The 18265-nt window shown below is 43.7% G+C and carries 18 protein-coding genes and 1 riboswitch; of the genes, 5 read left to right on the top strand and 13 right to left on the bottom strand.

Annotated elements, in window-relative coordinates; translation table 11 throughout:
• Positions 1-188: 188 nt before the first annotated feature.
• Positions 189-968 carry a hypothetical protein gene (locus AB4507_RS20080; protein WP_372183199.1) on the top strand — a complete coding sequence of 260 codons (780 nt, stop codon included), beginning with the start codon at positions 189-191 and terminating at the stop codon, positions 966-968.
• A 285-nt stretch (positions 969-1253) separates the two neighbouring features.
• On the opposite strand, the gene AB4507_RS20075 is transcribed toward AB4507_RS20080, so the two are convergent.
• Positions 1254-2078: a hypothetical protein gene (locus tag AB4507_RS20075; RefSeq protein ID WP_372183198.1), complete on the bottom strand. Its 825-nt coding sequence runs from the start codon at positions 2076-2078 to the stop codon at positions 1254-1256.
• 176 nt (positions 2079-2254) lie between these two features.
• Between AB4507_RS20075 and AB4507_RS20070 the strand changes: the two genes are divergently transcribed.
• Positions 2255-2554, top strand: coding sequence for a hypothetical protein (locus tag AB4507_RS20070; RefSeq protein ID WP_372183196.1), 300 nt, complete (start codon positions 2255-2257; stop codon positions 2552-2554).
• 50 nt (positions 2555-2604) lie between these two features.
• On the opposite strand, the gene AB4507_RS20065 is transcribed toward AB4507_RS20070, so the two are convergent.
• From AB4507_RS20065 to AB4507_RS20050, 4 genes are all read right to left on the bottom strand, one after another.
• Positions 2605-4482, bottom strand: a complete 1878-nt coding sequence (locus AB4507_RS20065) for a recombinase family protein (RefSeq protein ID WP_372183194.1) — start codon at positions 4480-4482, stop codon at positions 2605-2607.
• Positions 4439-4672: a DUF3820 family protein gene (locus tag AB4507_RS20060; protein WP_059018968.1), complete on the bottom strand. Its 234-nt coding sequence runs from the start codon at positions 4670-4672 to the stop codon at positions 4439-4441. Before AB4507_RS20060 ends, AB4507_RS20065 begins: the two co-directional genes overlap by 44 nt.
• Positions 4673-4685: 13 nt before the next feature.
• Positions 4686-5357 (bottom strand): DUF3313 domain-containing protein, encoded by a 672-nt coding sequence (locus AB4507_RS20055; protein ID WP_229648181.1) that lies wholly within the window; start codon positions 5355-5357, stop codon positions 4686-4688.
• Positions 5358-5457: 100 nt separating this feature from the next.
• Positions 5458-5811 (bottom strand): hypothetical protein, encoded by a 354-nt coding sequence (locus tag AB4507_RS20050; RefSeq protein WP_017061749.1) that lies wholly within the window; start codon positions 5809-5811, stop codon positions 5458-5460.
• A 323-nt stretch (positions 5812-6134) separates the two neighbouring features.
• Positions 6135-6224: riboswitch (cyclic di-GMP riboswitch) on the top strand.
• 72 nt (positions 6225-6296) lie between these two features.
• On the opposite strand from AB4507_RS20050, the gene gbpA reads away from it, so the two are divergent.
• The gene (gbpA, locus tag AB4507_RS20045; protein ID WP_372183192.1) at positions 6297-7763 is read left to right on the top strand and encodes an N-acetylglucosamine-binding protein GbpA; all 1467 of its coding nucleotides are present in this window, start codon (positions 6297-6299) and stop codon (positions 7761-7763) included.
• A 110-nt stretch (positions 7764-7873) separates the two neighbouring features.
• Here gbpA and cyoE read toward each other — a convergent pair whose 3' ends face one another.
• Genes cyoE through AB4507_RS20025 form a run of 4 tightly spaced genes read right to left on the bottom strand, consistent with a single transcriptional unit; the run spans position 7874 to position 11502 of the window.
• Entirely contained in the window at positions 7874-8848 is a 975-nt protein-coding gene (gene cyoE / locus AB4507_RS20040) for a heme o synthase (protein WP_229648183.1), read from the bottom strand.
• Positions 8838-9893, bottom strand: coding sequence for a heme A synthase (locus tag AB4507_RS20035; RefSeq protein ID WP_136973807.1), 1056 nt, complete (start codon positions 9891-9893; stop codon positions 8838-8840). Before AB4507_RS20035 ends, cyoE begins: the two co-directional genes overlap by 11 nt.
• 60 nt (positions 9894-9953) lie before the next feature.
• Positions 9954-10562, bottom strand: coding sequence for a hypothetical protein (locus tag AB4507_RS20030; RefSeq protein ID WP_017061753.1), 609 nt, complete (start codon positions 10560-10562; stop codon positions 9954-9956).
• Positions 10555-11502: an SURF1 family protein gene (locus AB4507_RS20025; RefSeq protein ID WP_372183190.1), complete on the bottom strand. Its 948-nt coding sequence runs from the start codon at positions 11500-11502 to the stop codon at positions 10555-10557. Before AB4507_RS20025 ends, AB4507_RS20030 begins: the two co-directional genes overlap by 8 nt.
• Between AB4507_RS20025 and AB4507_RS20020 the strand changes: the two genes are divergently transcribed.
• Positions 11390-11620, top strand: coding sequence for a DUF2909 family protein (locus AB4507_RS20020; RefSeq protein WP_017066085.1), 231 nt, complete (start codon positions 11390-11392; stop codon positions 11618-11620). The genes AB4507_RS20025 and AB4507_RS20020 overlap by 113 nt on opposite strands.
• 19 nt (positions 11621-11639) lie before the next feature.
• On the opposite strand, the gene AB4507_RS20015 is transcribed toward AB4507_RS20020, so the two are convergent.
• From AB4507_RS20015 to coxB, 4 genes are read right to left on the bottom strand one after another with little or no spacing between them, the layout of a single operon-like run.
• Positions 11640-12524 carry a cytochrome c oxidase subunit 3 gene (locus AB4507_RS20015; RefSeq protein WP_009845661.1) on the bottom strand — a complete coding sequence of 295 codons (885 nt, stop codon included), beginning with the start codon at positions 12522-12524 and terminating at the stop codon, positions 11640-11642.
• A gap of 38 nt (positions 12525-12562) precedes the next feature.
• Positions 12563-13186: a cytochrome c oxidase assembly protein gene (locus tag AB4507_RS20010; RefSeq protein WP_372183188.1), complete on the bottom strand. Its 624-nt coding sequence runs from the start codon at positions 13184-13186 to the stop codon at positions 12563-12565.
• Positions 13187-13197: 11 nt separating this feature from the next.
• Positions 13198-14859 carry a cytochrome c oxidase subunit I gene (ctaD, locus tag AB4507_RS20005; RefSeq protein WP_048612910.1) on the bottom strand — a complete coding sequence of 554 codons (1662 nt, stop codon included), beginning with the start codon at positions 14857-14859 and terminating at the stop codon, positions 13198-13200.
• Positions 14856-16058, bottom strand: a complete 1203-nt coding sequence (gene coxB, locus AB4507_RS20000) for a cytochrome c oxidase subunit II (protein WP_372129994.1) — start codon at positions 16056-16058, stop codon at positions 14856-14858. The genes ctaD and coxB overlap by 4 nt, the downstream gene beginning before the upstream one ends.
• Positions 16059-16512: 454 nt before the next feature.
• Between coxB and AB4507_RS19995 the strand changes: the two genes are divergently transcribed.
• Complete coding sequence (locus AB4507_RS19995) at positions 16513-18219, top strand: phospho-sugar mutase (protein WP_102393162.1); 1707 nt, start codon at positions 16513-16515, stop codon at positions 18217-18219.
• Positions 18220-18265: the final 46 nt, after the last annotated feature.

Raw genomic sequence — 18265 nt, 5'->3', positions numbered from 1 at the left:
GTGTCGTCTACTCGACAGAGACTTCTCAGCGGTGATCATGGCTTACCAAAAATCACCCTATTCTAGGCTAGATCTGTTCTGTTTCTCATTTCTATATGAGGTCATTTGACCTATTTTTTCTTATGCCACAAAGTGTCTATGGATTTGGTGGCAATTCACACCTCGACAAAAAGGATTTATTCGAGCAAATGAAAACGATAACAGTTGAAAAGGGTGACATAGAGCTAGGCCTTTGGACTTTCGAAGATAATAAACTCACTACAGGGACTTACAACGTACAAGAAATACCTATACAAGACGTTGTTAAGCTTCAAAAGAATGAGGCAATAGGAAAGAAGTATTACGTAACTTTTGAGTTAGGTTCTACTCAATCTTTCGTTGCTACTATGAAAGAAAAAACTTACTTGGCTATCTATGATAGTTTTGTGAAGCTTGGCAACAACCCGATCTCAACAAAACTTCCGTTAAAAAGAAAATCGAAGAAAAATGTGGTTTGGTCGGTGTTAGGGGGGTTATTTTTGGTCGGTATATTTTCTGGCTCTGGCTCAGATTCTCGACCAGAAGAATGTGACTTTTTGTCTGACGATAAATTAAGTACAAGGGCTTGGAACAAAGAGTATAAATCTTGTAGCTCCGATTATTTAAATATTGACGCAAATATTGTTGGCTCATCTGGAATGCCCAACAACATCGCATACTATTACCAGAAAGGTCAGGCTTGGTTAGTGCTGAATATGAATGCTCCTAACAACACTAAAAGGTCATTTGATAAACTAGTTTCTTCGGCAAAAACTCTGTCACTAAAAAGCACTGGACTGGAACTACCGACAGAAATTGCAGAAGCAGTTAAAGATCACTCAAAACTGCCTTTATCTATGGCTAATGGTAAACATCGTTGGAAACTAGTTAAGGAACAATGGCCAAGTGGCAATGGTTATGAACTCAAGTTCTACCTCTATGATTTATAGACTTTTTGATAGGTGTGTTTTGAGTTCTTTTGTGCTGTTGCTGTATAACCGACTTGAATGTCTGAAAATGATCCGTATCAGTCAATAATGGACACAAACTTAAGTTGTTTTCCATACTTTTAGTTATTCATGTATTGCTAATTTAGATGGGGCACTGGCAAGCTTTTGTCCAGAGCCGTTCTACATAGTTAGTCGTAGCCAATGTTAGTCGTAGCCAATGTTAGTCGTAGCCAAACAGCGAATCTGTAAAATAGGGTATAAGCTACTCCATATAAATGGTACGGGTCAGGGTTGAATAATGTTATTAATTTTTGATAGAAGGGTAGTGTTTTTTATTTCATCACCTACTTCAGACAATGACTTTTTAATACGGTTACGCTGACGCCGCATCTGCTTAGTATCATGGTTTTCAAGAGCTAACTCCCACCGTTCTACTTGTTTTTCTAGCTTATCTACTAGCCTCTGCTTCTCTTTAAGTAGTTCTTCCATTTTGCGTGATTCGTATTGCCACTTCTCAAGTCGCCTGCCCCTATTAAGTTCGTATGGTTTGTAATCATTAACTGATATCCCAACATGTTTACTTACAGCAGTAGTAAATGCTTGTTTTAAAAAAGCGGTAGAGCTTTTCCGTTGGAGTTCTCGGAGCACTCTATTTCCGATGATTTTGGGTACAATTAAATGCGAATGGTCTCCAGATCCAGCCCCAGTTTGGTTTTGCTGATGGCATACACCTCTCACTAATGAATAAAACTCTTTTCTGTCATTTCTTTCCAATTTGAGGTGTTCAGCAAGTGATCGGCAGCAATCCCCTATAACTGAACGCCATTGATCTTTTGTCGGTCGATACCCTTGCGGTAAAGACAGACAAAATTCTACTGCAAAAGAGCTGATGCTTCTCCCTCTGCGATTATTACTTAACATTTTGTTAAGCTTATACTGTTCTCCAGCGACAATAATACGTTTGGAAGTAGCTTCATTACCTACAACATCGAATATTTCCTCAGTATTAGTATGGTTAGGATGTGAGCTACTCTTAAGGTAACGTTCCCTAACTAAAATCCCAGTAGAGCCATTTTTTACAGGCTTAGTAATTACAACAAATGTTTTCATTAGTTTTCTTCAAGATTATTAATTAATTTCGATGAAAACAAATTCGATTTAGATTAACTGATTCAAGATAGGCAAATTGATTCGCTTCGCAATAATTTACCCCTTGCTGGAGGGTTCCCCTCCAGACCTCCCATTGAAGCTCACGTGTAAATATTGGTATAGTTTAAGTAAACGTTATGATGATATTTATTGACAGACTTGAACTGGCGAAACTAAAAATTGAGTTGAAGGGTGAAGTGGAGAAAGAGGTTCGTAATTTATGTGTGACATCATCAACAATAGAACTTACTAATGCTACAAAAAGTCAGTTAGAACAATATGTAAAGAGTATAGTTGCAGCTGCATGGCTCGACTACCTTCCAGAGTTGGATGATATAGATTTTAAAAGGGATGAGAAAAAGGCTGAATTAGTAGATCGAGCAACAGCTGACTTTGCAAAGTTAATCCGAATAAAAGCAATTAATCAAATTAAGTAGATCTACTATTTAACTTAAAATTGGGTAACCTACCCCACTAAAACACAAGGTTAATGCCCTAAGCTATTGCTTTCAATCACGGTATACTTAACACCTTTTTCAAAATGCTTGTCTACCATATCACCAAATGACAGTCCCGAGTAATCACCAAATCTTGGAAGTACATTTTTTACAGATAAAGTATACTCTCCTTGGACTAGCTCTAAGCCCTTCCATTGATAACGACCTTTACTTGGGTATGCCTTATTCAACAAATCTAGTTTATGAAGTTTATCAATTAAATTTGGAATCAAACCTGAGCTACGATTAACCTCCTGAACAGGTACATCATGTGAGTAGTTTACTCCAACAAAGATTTTCCTATCCTTTTTTGAACCAATATATTTAAATGGTTCAAATTGCAATTTCCTTTCCTGACCATTTTTAAAATACCATGTAATATCTACGCAGTTCACAACGCCAGTTTTACTTGAACTACTATTATTTTCTACGCGGTTCAACTTAACCTCTTTAAGTACAGACAGTAAGTTGTTGCGAATCTCAACGCGTTGAGGATGTTGGTAATCGTCTCGTACCTCATCTGTGTAAATATCATGTTTTAAAAGGTTCAAATATGTTGATAGGTCCTCAACCTCAAACGTCTGAAGACTCAGTTCAAGTTTCTCTATTTCATCTTCACTGTCCTGAATAAGATCGAGTAACGAATTTCTTTTCTTTTTCTTATATCGACTTACTAACTCATCCAGCTGGATCTTTTCTTCAATTAATCGCGATTCTACCTCAGCTTTCTCTATAGCTATATCTGAAGAACTGGAAGAATCCAATAAGTAAATATCCTTGCAGATTTCCAACGTAATTAACTCTAGAAGAGTTGAGCTATATAGCTCTCTATCATGTTGTCTCTCCCCCTTCGCAGCTAAAGAGCACACATAAGCACGATTACTATTACCCTTGTCTATAAATACCATTGCAGCGCCACACTTACCGCACCGAGCCATTCCTTTGAGTAAGTGGATATTGCCATTTACAGGAGCTCTGCCGCTTTTACTTTGCTTAACTTTTTGTAACCTTTGAAAGGCATCTACTTCAATTAATGGCGGGTAGTAGTTTGGCAGGATGTGCTCATGGCCTTCTATGGTAAATCGCTTTTCACCAATTAACGAGCGCTTTGTCCAAAGTTGGTTTATAGCCACATAATCCCATGTTTCATCCTGTTTGACCGATGACTTTCTTGTCCGTTTATAGATATGATGCTCATCTAAGTACTTCTTAATCTTTAGGGTTCCCCACCCATCTAAGAATAGCTCTATAGCTACCTTCACACCTTCTGCGTTGATATTAAATGAGTTAGTAGTTTGGTCTATCCAGAATGGTGCACGACCTAATGCACCTTGCGGCTTACCGTCTTTCTTCCATTTTTTTAAAGCTTCTTTAGAAGCTGAAATTATACGCTTACTCTTAGTCGATGATTCCTCGTTTGCTCTTTGCATCGTGATCAACGAAACGATAAGATCTGCTGTCAGGTTTTGGCTTTTAGCATCAAACATTTTGTCGTCAATGTGTGTATAAACACACACTCCACGATTGATGATACTTAGCAATTGCTCCATCGCAACATTAACAGTTTCTCTTGAAAGTCGGTCGAGTGAAAAGACAGCTAGAATACTGCCAGCGGATATTTCACCAGTTTCAATTCGAGATAGAACAACACCAAGCGCGCCTTCTTTATGTCTTCCATGATAGGCACTTAACCCCTCATCAACGAACTCTTCATTATGAATGGGAAGTGAATATTTGTGAGATAGGTCTTCAAGAACACTTCTCTGCTGCTGTGTTTCTAAACCGACACCTTTCAACTGCTTAGAAGTACTAACACGCGCATAGTTATAGATCTTTGGGATGATGACTCTTAAGGGGTTTGACGACACTATCTAATCCTTCGACTTTTAGAGCAAGACATAGCTGCATTAAATCACCAAGCTCACCCGAAGGAAACTGTTTTTTATTAGCAAACCACAGCAAATATTCTTCAGGTAAGTCAATCAGTGTACGACCCGCGTACTTTCCAAATGGCATCTGCATTCGAGCCAACTTAATCAGGTTCTCTTTCTCTAGCATTATTCGGTCTTTACTATGCGTCATCTATGTTGTGTAGAGTATCACCTAAACGTTCAACCCAATAGTTGATCGCGTCTTTGGCATCATCCAGCGAATCAATCATGGTTGAAAAATCTTTGTTACCCGCTTCACGGTCGATGGCTGCAAACAGTAGTGTGCCCTCTTGAGCATCACTGACCAATAACTCTACACTCGCACTCCCAACATTGGTGTGCTCACCAGTCGTGACCTTAGATATGGTTGACATCGCAAGGCCAAACGGCAGAACGCTGCTCGTTACAGCTAAGATCGGATTGGGCGTTTCAACGTTACTCAGAGCGATACTCAAGCGGAGCGTTTTTCCTGTCGGTTCATCGACAATCGTTTTATGAGGCGATATTTTATCTTCCAAGCGCGCAACCATGTGCTCAGTGAGTTCCTGAATCTCTTCCTGATCCAACGAACCTTCTTCTGCTAAAACAAAAATTTGGTCGATCACTACAGAATCGTAGTCATCTAACTTGGATTTCAAACGCTGCGCGTCACGTAGCCCAACCCTTGCCCAAACCAAGTCGACGCCTCCGTCAGGCCCAGCCTGAAAATCTTCGTAGCTGGTAAATTTAGTAGCGGTTCTAATTGGGCCGCCTGCACAACCAAGCAAGAAAATGCTGGTTGCAACAAGCAAAAGGACTTTTAAAGGGTTCATAACGCACTTAGTCAAAATTAAGGAATCTAATTAAGTATGACATACCCTATGTGAAAAGGTTGTAGAAAAAGGGGGTTAAAAATCAGAGCTAACTCTAAAATTAATCATGTTGAACAGTGTGTGCGTACTCTACAATTACCTGATTTCCTTCAATATAAGCATTTTGGATCTCACCATCAACACTCATTCTACTTTTCAGGTAGACCACTTTAGGCCCCGATTCATTGCCCTCTTTTAGCGAGGGGAATACATTCCTTGGTTCCAAATGAAGTAAACGACAAAAATGACTAATGAAAGACATGGTTAATGGCGTCTCCCCTCTTAGCACTCTTGAGAAATCAAGCTGGTTCATGCCTAGCTTTTTTGAAAACTCCATCTGCGTAATTCGCATTCTCGATTTTTGTGACATCCACGTTTGATACAACGCGTCTCTGTCTAGTTCTGTGAATTCCATACCGGCTCCTTTATATAATTCATACCAATCAATTGTCCGGTTTTTCATACATGGCGTGTCAGGGTTCGGTTAGTGGAAACCAAAGGTTTGGTTTTGATATGTGCACAATTGTTGTACAGAGCGAAGCGAAACAACCCAAAGTCATTCACTAAAACGATTAGAGCAAATGCTTTCTTTATTTATATCAATAATTTATACGTTAACGAACTAAACATATAGCAAGTTAATTTGTATCAAGAATTAAAAGTTCGAGATTGGCATTCCACATTTCAATCGATTGATTCGCATTTATAAAACTGGTTGGCTACATTTCGATTGCTCAAACGCACTTCTGGCAAACTATTTGAAAGAATAGGACGCAAAGCCACCGGTCTGTCGACAAATATTCTGTCTATGATAGCGGGGCCGCCACTTAATAGAATTTAAGTGTAAATGCATGCCGGGGTGTTCTCTTTTTTGTCGGCCAAATACAGTAAGGACAAATAATGAAACAACTCCAAAAAAAATCACTCATCGCGCTATCGCTTCTTAGCGTAAGCGGTGCAAGCTTCGGTCACGGTTATGTCTCGGCATACAACAATGGCGTAGCTGAGAGCCGTGTTGCCCTATGTAAGTTCCCTGCGAGCGATACGCAAGAGAAAAACACCAACTGTGGTGGTATCCAATACGAACCACAAAGTGTAGAAGGCCCTGAAGGCTTCCCAGAAGTTGGCCCTGCTGATGGGAAAATCGCCAGTGCGCAATCTTCTTTAGCAGCAGCACTAGACGAACAAAAGGCAGACCGCTGGGTTAAACGCCCTATCAAGTCTGGTTCTCAATACTTCGAGTGGACATTCACAGCTAACCACAAGACTCGCGATTGGAAATATTACATTACTCAACCCGACTGGAATCCAAACCAGCCGTTGGCTCGCAGCTCTTTTGACTTAACGCCATTCTGTGTTGTTGAAGGCAATATGGAACAGCCACCGATGCAAGTCAGTCACTTGTGTAATGTGCCAGAGCGTGAAGGTTATCAAGTGATCCTTGCCGTATGGGATGTAGGTGACACTGCAGCGGCTTTCTACAACGTTATCGACGTGAAATTTGATGGTGGCGGCCCTATCATTCCTGATTGGGATCAAGGTGGTCAAATCAACCCGACACAAGACCTGAATGTTGGTGACGCTGTTTATACGCGTGTATTCGACCAGTCTGGTGAGAACGCTTCATACAGCACTGAGCTTGTGATTGAAACTTCTGAACAAGGCAAAGCCAATAACTGGTCTTACGCGCTTGCTTCTAAGATCAACCAAGAGCAGACGCAAATCAAAGCAGGTCAATTGAATGACCAAGGCGATTTCGCACCCGTTTACGGCACGAATCCTGTTTATCTAAAAGCAGGCTCTGGCTTTAACAGTGTCGAAATCGGCTACAAGATTGATACTCCAGAACCCGAGCATGATCTTGAAGTCTCGGGCTTAGAATCAGAGTACATTATCGATGAGAGCCAACCTACTCAGCTTGATCTTACGTTAGCGGCAACAGGCGATATCCAAGCTGAGCTTACCGTGTACAACCATCACCGTGAAGCACTTGCATCTCAGAAATCGGATCTAACAGACGGACAAGTTGAAGATGTTCAACTGACTCTTTCTAAGTCTGAAGCTGGCCACCACATGCTTGTGGTTGTGACGAAAGATGACCAAGGTAACTTAGTGGATCAGAACACGCTTGATTTTCATCTAATGGACGAGCAAACGCCGCCACCAGCAGGCGACTACGACTTCGTGTTCCCAGAAAGCATTGAGTCTTACACAGCAGGAACAAAGGTTCTAAGCAGCGATGGTGGCGTTTATCAGTGTAAAGAGTTCCCATACTCTGGCTACTGTGTTCAATGGGCTCCAACAGCAACTCAGTACGAACCAGGTGTCGGTTCACACTGGCAAAGTGCTTGGAACAAAGTGGACTAAGTACTCGCTAGATACTTACTTTGTATTGGGTGAGTTTTAGTCATCAACCAAACAAAAGCGGATGCCCAGAGCATCCGTTTTCTTATTCAGCAACAGCAGAAATGCGGTTATCAAAGTAGATAGTGGTCTGCCAACAGAGCCACAAACAAGATCATGAGATGATAGATGGAGAACTTAAAGGTCTTCATGGCCATATTGGGTTCATCACGATATTTCAGTACCCAAGCGTGATAAACAAACCCGCCGTTGAGCACCAATGAAGCGCTCAGATATATCCAGCTGCTCATGCCAACCAATACAGGCAATATACACACGATGCTAAGCAAAAAGGTATACAGAAAAATAGACGTCTTGGTGTATTCGATTCCGTGAGTCACAGGTAACATGGGGATGTTCACTTTGGCATACTCATCACGACGATGAATTGCCAACGCCCAGAAATGAGGAGGTGTCCAAATAAAGATGATCATCACCAACAACCAAGCATTTGAATGCAGTTCATTGGTAACCGCCGTCCAGCCCAGTAGCGGAGGCATTGCACCAGCGATCCCTGCTATCACAATGTTTTGCGGCGTTGCTCGCTTCAAGTACATGGTATAGATGACCGCATAGCCCAATAAACTTGCAAAGGTTAGCCAAGCCGTGAGTTGATTGACCCACACCACTAACGTAGCGAACCCAAATAAGCCGATACCTGCTGCAAAGCTAAACACACGCACACTACTCAGCTCACCGGATGGTAAAGGGCGTCGATTTGTTCGAGTCATCTGGCCGTCGATCTTTTTATCGATCAAATGGTTAAACGCAGCCGCTGAACCTGCCATTAACCCTATCCCAATCATTCCGAACAAAGTTTGTTGCAAAGGCAATCCATTCGGCACGGCCAAACACATCCCAACCAATGCTGTCAGCAACATCAAAGCCACCACTTTAGGCTTAGTCAGCGTTAAATAAACTTTCCAAGTGGCTTTGTTTTTTTCAGCCTTTTCGTTACTTAAAGTTATGTCATTATTGGCTGTTATCTTATGAGTTAAGGCTGCGTCTTGAGCCACCACTTCATACTGTGTTGACGTTCTACTGACCATGATTACCTCCTTGTAATACACTGTTCTTCACCAAGCTCTCACTCGGTTTGCGTTGCCACACCACAAAATTGGTTACAACCATGCTGATGAGCAACATTGCTGCGACTAGGTTATGCAAAACCGCAACTGAGATTGGCAGGTGAAACCATACATTACTGATCCCAAGGCTGATTTGAGTAAACAACACTATTGCGACAATCATGCTCAGCTTTTGGTGAGGCACTTGGCCAAACTTCCATAACTGGTACACGACCATCAGCACCGTTAATGTCGCCACAATAGCCCCGAACCTGTGCATGACATGTATGGTAAGCCTCGCGGGATACTCCAACACACCAAACTCATAGTTATCGTGTCCGTGTTGAGCAAAATCGAACGCATTTTTGAAATCGAGGTAGCTCATCCAGTTACCTTCACAAATAGGCAATTGGGTACACACCAAAGCGGCATAGTTTGACGATGTCCAACCACCAAGCAGTATCTGCCCAACCACAATGAGTAACCCAAACAACGCCCAAAATTTAAGTGTTGGAGAATAAGAAGCCTCGCCAAAACGGCTTTGGAATTGAGACAAACGGCAGTAGAGCAGACACAACAGTGACAGCAACGTGAACCCCCCCATCAAATGCGCCATAACCACAACGGGCATCAACTTAAGAGTCACCGTCCACATTCCAAGCAAAGCCTGAAAAATCACAGTGGCAGAGATAAGTAATGGAAGACCAACTGGTGTGATGTTCTTTTTAATACACCAAGCTACAACGACAAAGATAAGCAACCCTAATGTTCCTGCAAAGTAGCGATGGATCATCTCTATCCACGCTTTGTCTGCTTCAAGAGCTCGCTCTGGAAATTGCAGATTGGCTTGACTCACCGCTTGGGCATCAGACGGAACGGTGATCTTACCGTAACAACCCGGCCAGTCAGGACAGCCAAGGCCAGCATCAGACAGGCGTGTATAAGCTCCGAGAACAATCACGGTAAGGGTTAACAAGATAGTTAATCTCATCACAAGCATCAGTAAATCAGGGGCTTTATTCTGCATCACTTATCTCCCTATACTTATTCCCTTTCGCTGCTTAAGCTCAAGCATTTGCGCCATCAACTACCCAACTCGTGACAGCTTAAGTAGCTTTCTTAAATCATGAATCATACCTTTGGATTGCCCGACTAACTGCGACGGTTCCGACACGCTTTTGTACTCCATAACCAACTGTCCTAGCGGGTCAATAATGACAATGGAAGCCGGCGAAAACTCGGTGCTTAACTGATCACCACCAGCTAACAAAGATAAATCAGGCTTGTTGAGCGAACCCGACAACGAGTTACCTTCTGAGACGAAAACAACGGCGGTCACTCGCTCTTTGTTTTTCCCTAACGCTAAGTAGCTTTGATTCAAATAATGAAGCTGTTGTTCACACAAGCTTTCGCACTCCATCGGTGCGATATACCCCACAACCCAACCCTCTCCTGCCATGGGTACCGTTACGCCAAAATCCGCTAGTGTAATTCTTGGTTCTACCAATTCGCCTGAGTTAGTGACACCTGACGTATACCAATTCTGATCCAACACAGTTTTGGCGATAATGGCTGGCAAAGCGAAAATTAAAACGAGTCCGATTAATACCAAGCGTCCTTTAGTACGACGGCTTCTGAGCTCAGCCATGTTTGCCTCGGTAATTTCCCTGTTCACTTGTGCTTGAGATTTATCCATCCTTATTCCTCGTGATAGGTGTTGCTTTTAGGTACTGATAGCCAATCAACAACATCAAAAACAAAAGTACCGCAGCCATAACAAACCATTGAAATGAGTAACCAAAATGCTTCTCAGACCTCATCGCCGTTGGACGCCATAACATTTCATAGGGCCATGAATCTAAACTCTGAGGTTGGAAGACAAAGGGCAGCACTTCTTTTCCTGTATACTGTGATAACGCTGCTATGTTTAGGTTTTGGATTCTATTCGGTGTCGTATTTTCTAAACCCAACTCATGACTTAAAGGATTAATTGAGCGTGTATACAAGCGCCCTGACATTTTGGTTGGTACAGTGATACTTCCTAATTGCGGTAGTTCTCTTCTGTCATTACTTGCCGGAACAAACCCAAGATCGATCAACAACTGTTTTTCAGCCACTAAGGACTGGTTTCCATCTTCAAAGCGAACCTCACCCAACATGTAAATCACATACCCTACCGTTCCTTGGCTTATCTGGTTGTCTAACAAGAGCATCAAGCCGCTCGTATTGACTAATTCAACATCAACCTTCAAACCATTTAAAAACTGCTGTTCAGATGTACCTTGGGCTTGTGTACGCGAGCCCTTCCATTCAGAGATAACCGTGTCCAATGACCTAAACGATTGCTGCGCTCTTTCTGATAGTTGCTGTTCATAACGTAATTTCTCGTTACCACGATCGAGTTGCCATAAACCTAACTTGATTAAAGCGCCGACTGAAACCACAGTTAAAACAACCGCTATCCAAAAACCTTTACTGCGGAACTTGTGTTCATCATCAATCAATCGGTTTGGAGTTATCACTATGGCGTCATCTACCTTTGTTCTGTTATTTAAAGTCGTATTGGTCGCTTTGCTGTTTTTTATCGCTTTCAATTTGATGAAAGGTCTAATCCAAATCGCCTCAGGTAAACACAATGGAAAAAGACTCAGTTACTTCTTGGGTCGTCGTGTCATGTGGTCAGCCGTTGTCGTGCTACTGTTGTTACTGGCTTTAGGTTCCGGAGTGATAACTCCCAATCCTCGCCCCTATTAATCCCCTATAGGCTCAGCAGTTAGAGCACATACACAAACACAAACAGGCCCAACCAAACCACATCAACAAAGTGCCAATACCAACTGCCCGCTTGGAACGCAAAGTGGTCTTTCGGAGTGAAGTGGTCTTTCGCAACCCTTGCCAGCAACACAATCAAAAAGATCGTCCCTAAACAGACATGTAAGCCATGAAACCCAGTAAGCAAAAAGAAGGTATTACCGTAGATGCCAGACTGAAGTGTCAGCCCCATCTCTTGATAAGCGTGAAGATACTCTTCAACTTGGAAGAACAGGAAGAAGCCAGCCAGAACAATGGTTATCTCCAACCACACGATCAAAGCCATACGCTTATTTTGTTCAAGACTGATATGTGCCATGTGCAGCGTCACAGAGGAAAGCAGCAGAATAATGGTGTTCTTAAGCGGGATACCTTGCCAAGGCATGGCTTGTGTCGTTACGCCATCAGGGGTCGTCGTTAGTGGCCAAATTGATTGGAACATCGGCCACAATACTTCATGGGTCATTTCATTATTGCCCGCCCCACCAATCCAAGGCACAGAAATCATTCGAGCATAGAAAAGCGCGCCAAAGAAAGCGCCAAAGAACATGATTTCGGAAAAGATGAACCAACTCATTCCTTGTCTAAAAGAACGAGAAATCTGCTCAGAATAGAGACCACTCAATGATTCTGTGATCACATTGCTAAACCAACCTGCGAGCATGTAAAGCAGCACAGCAAACCCGACTAACAACACCGCTTTGCCAAACACACCACCTGCAGCGTCGGTACCCATGTTTTGCACCGTCAAGCCAGCGCCAACCGCGACCAAAAACAGTGCTACAGCACCCACCAATGGCCAGTGGCTTTGATGTGGAACGAAATACACTTCCTTTTTAGAACTCATCGCTCAACTCCTTATGTTGATACTGGTTCTGTAAATTCCTAGTTACTTGCGAGTACGTTAGGCTCAGATTTATTGGCCGCAGCACCCACCTCATTCGTGATATTGAATAATGTGTAAGAGAGCGTCAGCGTATGTATCGATTCTGGAATATCTGGCTCAATGTAAAATATCAATCCCATTTCGGCACTCTTGTGCCCGTCCAATGGCTGTTGATTAAAGCAAAAGCATTCCATCTTATTGAAATAAGTTGCCCCCATACCTGGAGAAACCGATGGTACGGCTTGGCCGACCAATGAGGATCCAGAAAGGTTTTTGGCAATGTAGTTAGTTTGAACCACCTCACCAGGATGAACCTCTAACACTCGAACCTCAGGCGAAAACTGCCATGGCATATCTGGCTTGATGTGGGACATGAATTCGACTCGAACCGAACGAGAGTAGTCTGGCTGCATTCCCTGAGGTTGCACCGCTGAAACAGTATTAGTTTTGCCATTGATCCCTAAGGCCTCACACATCACATCGTAGAGCGGCACCAAAGCGAAACCGAAGCCAAACATCGCAACCACGCTCAACACCAAGTAGCCCGTCAGCTTTTTGGTCGATCGCTTATTAGACAGGCGCTTGGGTTGGGTTTTATCTTGATCGCTTTGCTTATCATTCATGGTCCTGTCCTCTAATCCACTTTCGGTGGGTGAGTAAAGGTGTGGTGAGGCGCAGGGCTTGGTACTGTCCATTCAAGACCTTCAGCTCTATCCCAAGGTTTGCTTGGTGCAGGTTCTCCCCCTCTTACGCACTTAATCGCTAGCCATAAGAAAATCAGCTGAGACAACCCAAAGGCAAAGCCACCAATCGACACGACTTGGTTAACGTCAGCAAACTGAATCGCATAATCAGGAATACGACGCGGCATACCCGCTAGCCCTAAAAAGTGCATAGGAAAGAACAGTACATTGACTGAAATCACCGACGTCCAGAAGTGCCATAGGCTGAGCTTGTGGTCGTACATATGCCCTGTCCACTTAGGCAGCCAATAATAGGCGGCAGCCATAATCGAGAACACGGCACCTGTTACCAGAACATAATGGAAGTGCGCCACAACAAAATAAGTATCGTGATATTGGAAATCAGCTGGCACGATAGCGAGCATCAATCCAGATAACCCACCAATCGTAAACAAAACAATAAAGGCAATCGCAAACAGCATTGGGGTTTCAAAGGTCAAAGCCCCCCGCCACATGGTCGCCACCCAGTTGAAGACTTTCACACCGGTCGGCACCGCTATCAACATGGTGCAATACATGAAGAACAGTTCAGCAAATACTGGCATACCCGTGGTGAACATGTGGTGCGCCCAAACCAAGAATGACAACAGTGCGATACTACAGGTCGCATAAACCATCGAGTGATAACCAAACAGGCGCTTACCACTGAATGCTGGAATGATGGCTGACACAATACCAAAAGACGGTAAGATCATGATGTACACTTCGGGGTGCCCAAAGAACCAGAATATGTGCTGGAACATCACCGGGTCCCCACCACCAGCGGCATCAAAGAAACTAGTCCCAAAGTATTTGTCAGTCAGTACCATAGTCACAGCCCCGGCGAGCACGGGCATCACGGCTATCAGCAAGAAAGCGGTAATTAACCAAGTCCATACGAACATCGGTAGCTTGAACCAAGTCATGCCCGGTGCGCGCATGTTCACTATGGTTACGATCACGTTAATCGCCCCCATGATCGAACTGATCCCCATAATATGAACTGAGAATACGAATAGCGCGGTACTGTCTGGGCCATAAGTTGTCGAGAGTGGCGCATAAAAGGTCCAACCAAAACTCGGGCCGCCCCCTTCTGTAAACAAAGATCCGATTAAGATTAGAAACGCAAAAGGCAAGATCCAGAAACTGAGGTTGTTCATTCTAGGCAGCGCCATATCTGGTGCACCGATCATCATCGGAATCATCCAGTTAGCCAAACCCGTAAATGCTGGCATCACGGCACCAAACACCATGATTAAACCATGGACGGTAGTCATCTGATTGAAGAAATCTGGCTCAACAAGTTGTAAACCCGGTTGGAACAGCTCCGCACGGATCACCATCGCCATGGCGCCACCGGTTAAGAACATTGCAAAACTGAACCAAAGATATAATGTACCGATGTCTTTATGGTTGGTTGAATACAGCCAACGAGCCCAACCTTTAGGTGCCGCATGTGAGTCGTGATCATCAACAGGCAAATCATTATTGCCCAAGGTGCCTTCCACAGAATGGCTCAGTACTTGATCTTCTGCTGGAGCCGATTTCACCGGCTTATTGATTGGTGAACTCATAACTGATCCTTAGCATCATTTTGTGCATCATCCGTTGAGCTTTCAGAACTGCCTTCTTGCTTGGCTTTATAAGCGTTCACATCTGAAGCCTGAACAATATCGCCGGTGTCATTACCCCAAGCGTTTCGTTGATAAGTCACTACCGCTGCGATCTCTTTCTCAGTTAACTGATTATCGAACGCTTGCATCGCCGTACCGCCACGACCATAAACAATGGTGTCGATATGAACATCCGCATCACCAAGGGCAATAGGACTTCCTTTGATGGCAGGGAATGCTCCAGGAATGCCCTCACCGTTTGCTTGGTGACAAACCGCACATCGAGTTTTGTAAACCTCTTCACCGATGGTATTCAACTCCGCCAAGGAAAGTGACGCATCTAATGCATCTTTTGCGGCTTGTTGTTCGGCTATCGCTAACTCTTTCTGCTCCGCTAGCCATGCGTCAAACTCATCTTCTTCCATGGCATGCACCACGATCGGCATGAAACCATGGGCACGACCACACAACTCTGCACACTGCCCTCGGTAAACACCGGGCTCATCTATCTTAGTCCAAGCCTCATTAATAAAGCCCGGAATGGTATCTTTCTTAACGGCGAATGCTGGCACCCACCATGAGTGAATCACATCATCGGAAGTCATCAAGAAACGGACTTTACGGTCTACAGGCAGTACCAGCGGCTTATCAACTTCTAGCAGGTAATGCGCGCCTTTCACTTCGAGGCCTTCAATCTCTTTGTCACTGGTCGCTAGAAGGCTGAAAAATTCGACGTCTTCACCAAAATAGCTGTAATGCCATTTCCATTGTGACCCGGTGATTTTAACGGTCAGATCTGATTGGGAGGTATCTTCCATCGCTATTAAGGTTTTGGTGGCGGGTATCGCCATAGCGATGAGAATGATGATAGGGATGATGGTCCAAAGAATTTCGACTTTCGTGCTTTCGTGAAAATGGGCAGCAACTGCGCCCTTCGATTTCCTGTGCCTCAAAATCGAATAAAACATCACACCAAAAACAACAAAGGCAATCGCACAACAGATGTAGAAGATCAGCATATGAAGTTCATACACCTTACCACTGATCTCAGTGACGCCTTGAGTCATGTTGTAATCACTGCTAGCGTGCACTAAAGGCGATACTAAAAGCACAACAAAACTCTTCAAAAGCCACGCTAGCCTAACCAGTAATCTTTTCAAAAGATCTCTCCTTGTCCTTCCTAATTGGATACTTGCGACCTAAATGTCGTTGCGAACTGGACAACATTCATTGTTATTCCGGCTACACATGAAAAGGCTGAATCTCAATCTACAACTCACATGGAACTAGCCTGTGAGCAGCCTACTGACCTCATATAAACCCAAGAACTAATACGGTTCAAAAGCGTTGGAGGTTTCCATGAAAGATTCAAAAACGGCGAATTTGTTAAATTTTGTTATATTTATGTAAAAGGCTAGTTAGTGATATCCAATTATTCAAGGTAAGCTTACTTACTAAACAGTCAATTATTTGAAGTGGCTTAATCTACGTGCCCTCTTGCCGTTGGAATTTATTTTATATCGAGTTTTACGATTGCTTCTATGTAAATGAGAATCAATATCACTTAAATTAAATCAACGGTAAGTCATACAGACATTAATAGGTTTAGTGATTATGCAAGATGCAATGAATTGGTTAGCGAGAGACCCAGATCCAAGAACTCGTGAAGAACTTCAACACCTCATCGATGAGGGAATGCACGACGAACTTGAAGACCGCTTTACTCAACGATTAGAGTTCGGAACGGCAGGACTTAGAGGCAAAGTTGGATGCGGCCCAAATCGAATGAACCGTTTAGTCATACAGGAAACAGCAACCGGGCTCGGCCACTACTTAATCGAACATGTCGCTAATGCGACCATTCGCGGTGTGGTCGTCGGTTATGACGGCCGTTTAGATTCAAAGCAGTTCGCGATTGATACCGCTTCCGTACTCACGGCTTTAGGCATTAAGGTTTATCTAACCTCGAACGTCGCGGCGACCCCTATCGTTGCCTTTGGTATTGAGCACTTCAACGCCGCAGCTGCCGTTGTGGTGACGGCCAGCCACAACCCACCGGAATACAATGGTTTCAAAGTGTACTGGGAGAATGGCGCTCAAATCATTCCTCCTCACGATGCGGGTATTGCCGCTGAAATCGATATCGCATCGACCAAGCCGCTCCCTTTAATGAGCCTAAGTGACGCTGAATCGCAAGGAAAGTTGGTGTGGTTAACTGAAGGCTATTATCAAACCTACCGCGCTGCGATAAATCAGAGCCCATACGTGAGTGACGAGATCGAATCGGCGAACACCACCATCACCTATACCGCAATGCATGGTGTCGGCGCACAAATGGCCGAGGATCTACTTCACGATTCTGGTTTCCATAAGGTGTTCAGCGTCGCCGAGCAAAGAGAGCCCGATGGTAACTTCCCGACCGTCAACTTCCCGAATCCGGAAGAAAAAGGCGCAATGGATCTGGTGGTTAACTTAGCAAAAAGTGTCGATGCCGACATTGCTTGTGCCAACGATCCAGATGCAGACCGATTTGCGGTTGCAGTGAGAACAGATGATGGCTCATACAAAATGCTAACAGGTGACCAAGTCGGCGTGCTATTCGCTCATTATCTACTCTCAAAGCCGCATACCAAAAACCAATTAGTTGGTAACAGTATCGTATCTTCAACATTGCTTGAAAAAGTAGCTCAATCCCACGGGGCGACTTATTTCCAAACGCTGACAGGTTTTAAATGGTTAGCGAATATTGGCATGCAATTGGAAAATGATCAGAACGACTTCTTGTTCGCCTATGAAGAAGCATTAGGCTACACAATTGGTACTCAAGTACGAGACAAAGATGGGCTGTCTGCTATTGTCGTGTTTGCTCAATTGGTTGAGGAGTTAAAATCTCAAGGTCGAACAGTTTGGGATCTTCTCGCTCAAATTTCATTTGAACATGGGGTTCATACCAACGCTCAGCGAAGTATTGCTTTAGACCCAGACTCACCATCGATTGGTTCTAAGCTCCGCTCAGCACAGCCTAAAGCAATCAACGGTGTCGCTATCTCTGTAATTGAAGATTTGCAGTCTTCTTTACGCTTCGTCATTGGAGGCAATACTGAAGCCATTAACCTGCCTGCAAGTGACGTACTCATCTATCATCTCGAAGATGGTTCACGCATTATCGTAAGACCTTCCGGTACTGAGCCAAAAGTTAAGGTCTACTATGAGACGGTAACAAAATTTGAAGGGACAGAAACCTACGAAGACACTCGCCTGCGCGGTGAGAAGTACATGGAGAAACTGATTGAACAACACCAACAAGAGTTGAATTCATAGCGATTTAGCGCGTTCAACATGTAACGGTTAATCGAGTAGGAGGAGG

The organism is Vibrio sp. 10N.222.54.A3, from assembly GCF_041474095.1.
Lineage (GTDB): Bacteria > Pseudomonadota > Gammaproteobacteria > Enterobacterales > Vibrionaceae > Vibrio > Vibrio crassostreae_C.
This window is presented reverse-complemented; position numbering and strand designations above follow the sequence as displayed.

Coding starts and splice junctions, on each gene's coding strand:
- AB4507_RS20080 (WP_372183199.1), top strand. CDS start 189: ATGAAAACGATAACAGTTGAAAAGGGTGACATAGAGCTAGGCCTTTGG.
- AB4507_RS20020 (WP_017066085.1), top strand. CDS start 11,390: ATGGCGTCATCTACCTTTGTTCTGTTATTTAAAGTCGTATTGGTCGCT.
- AB4507_RS20070 (WP_372183196.1), top strand. CDS start 2,255: ATGATGATATTTATTGACAGACTTGAACTGGCGAAACTAAAAATTGAG.
- cyoE (WP_229648183.1), bottom strand. CDS start 8,848: ATGGTCAGTAGAACGTCAACACAGTATGAAGTGGTGGCTCAAGACGCA.
- AB4507_RS20060 (WP_059018968.1), bottom strand. CDS start 4,672: ATGCTAGAGAAAGAGAACCTGATTAAGTTGGCTCGAATGCAGATGCCA.
- AB4507_RS20050 (WP_017061749.1), bottom strand. CDS start 5,811: ATGGAATTCACAGAACTAGACAGAGACGCGTTGTATCAAACGTGGATG.
- AB4507_RS20055 (WP_229648181.1), bottom strand. CDS start 5,357: ATGAACCCTTTAAAAGTCCTTTTGCTTGTTGCAACCAGCATTTTCTTG.
- AB4507_RS20015 (WP_009845661.1), bottom strand. CDS start 12,524: ATGAGTTCTAAAAAGGAAGTGTATTTCGTTCCACATCAAAGCCACTGG.
- AB4507_RS20010 (WP_372183188.1), bottom strand. CDS start 13,186: ATGAATGATAAGCAAAGCGATCAAGATAAAACCCAACCCAAGCGCCTG.
- AB4507_RS19995 (WP_102393162.1), top strand. CDS start 16,513: ATGCAAGATGCAATGAATTGGTTAGCGAGAGACCCAGATCCAAGAACT.
- ctaD (WP_048612910.1), bottom strand. CDS start 14,859: ATGAGTTCACCAATCAATAAGCCGGTGAAATCGGCTCCAGCAGAAGAT.
- AB4507_RS20035 (WP_136973807.1), bottom strand. CDS start 9,893: ATGCAGAATAAAGCCCCTGATTTACTGATGCTTGTGATGAGATTAACT.
- AB4507_RS20030 (WP_017061753.1), bottom strand. CDS start 10,562: ATGGATAAATCTCAAGCACAAGTGAACAGGGAAATTACCGAGGCAAAC.
- gbpA (WP_372183192.1), top strand. CDS start 6,297: ATGAAACAACTCCAAAAAAAATCACTCATCGCGCTATCGCTTCTTAGC.
- AB4507_RS20075 (WP_372183198.1), bottom strand. CDS start 2,078: ATGAAAACATTTGTTGTAATTACTAAGCCTGTAAAAAATGGCTCTACT.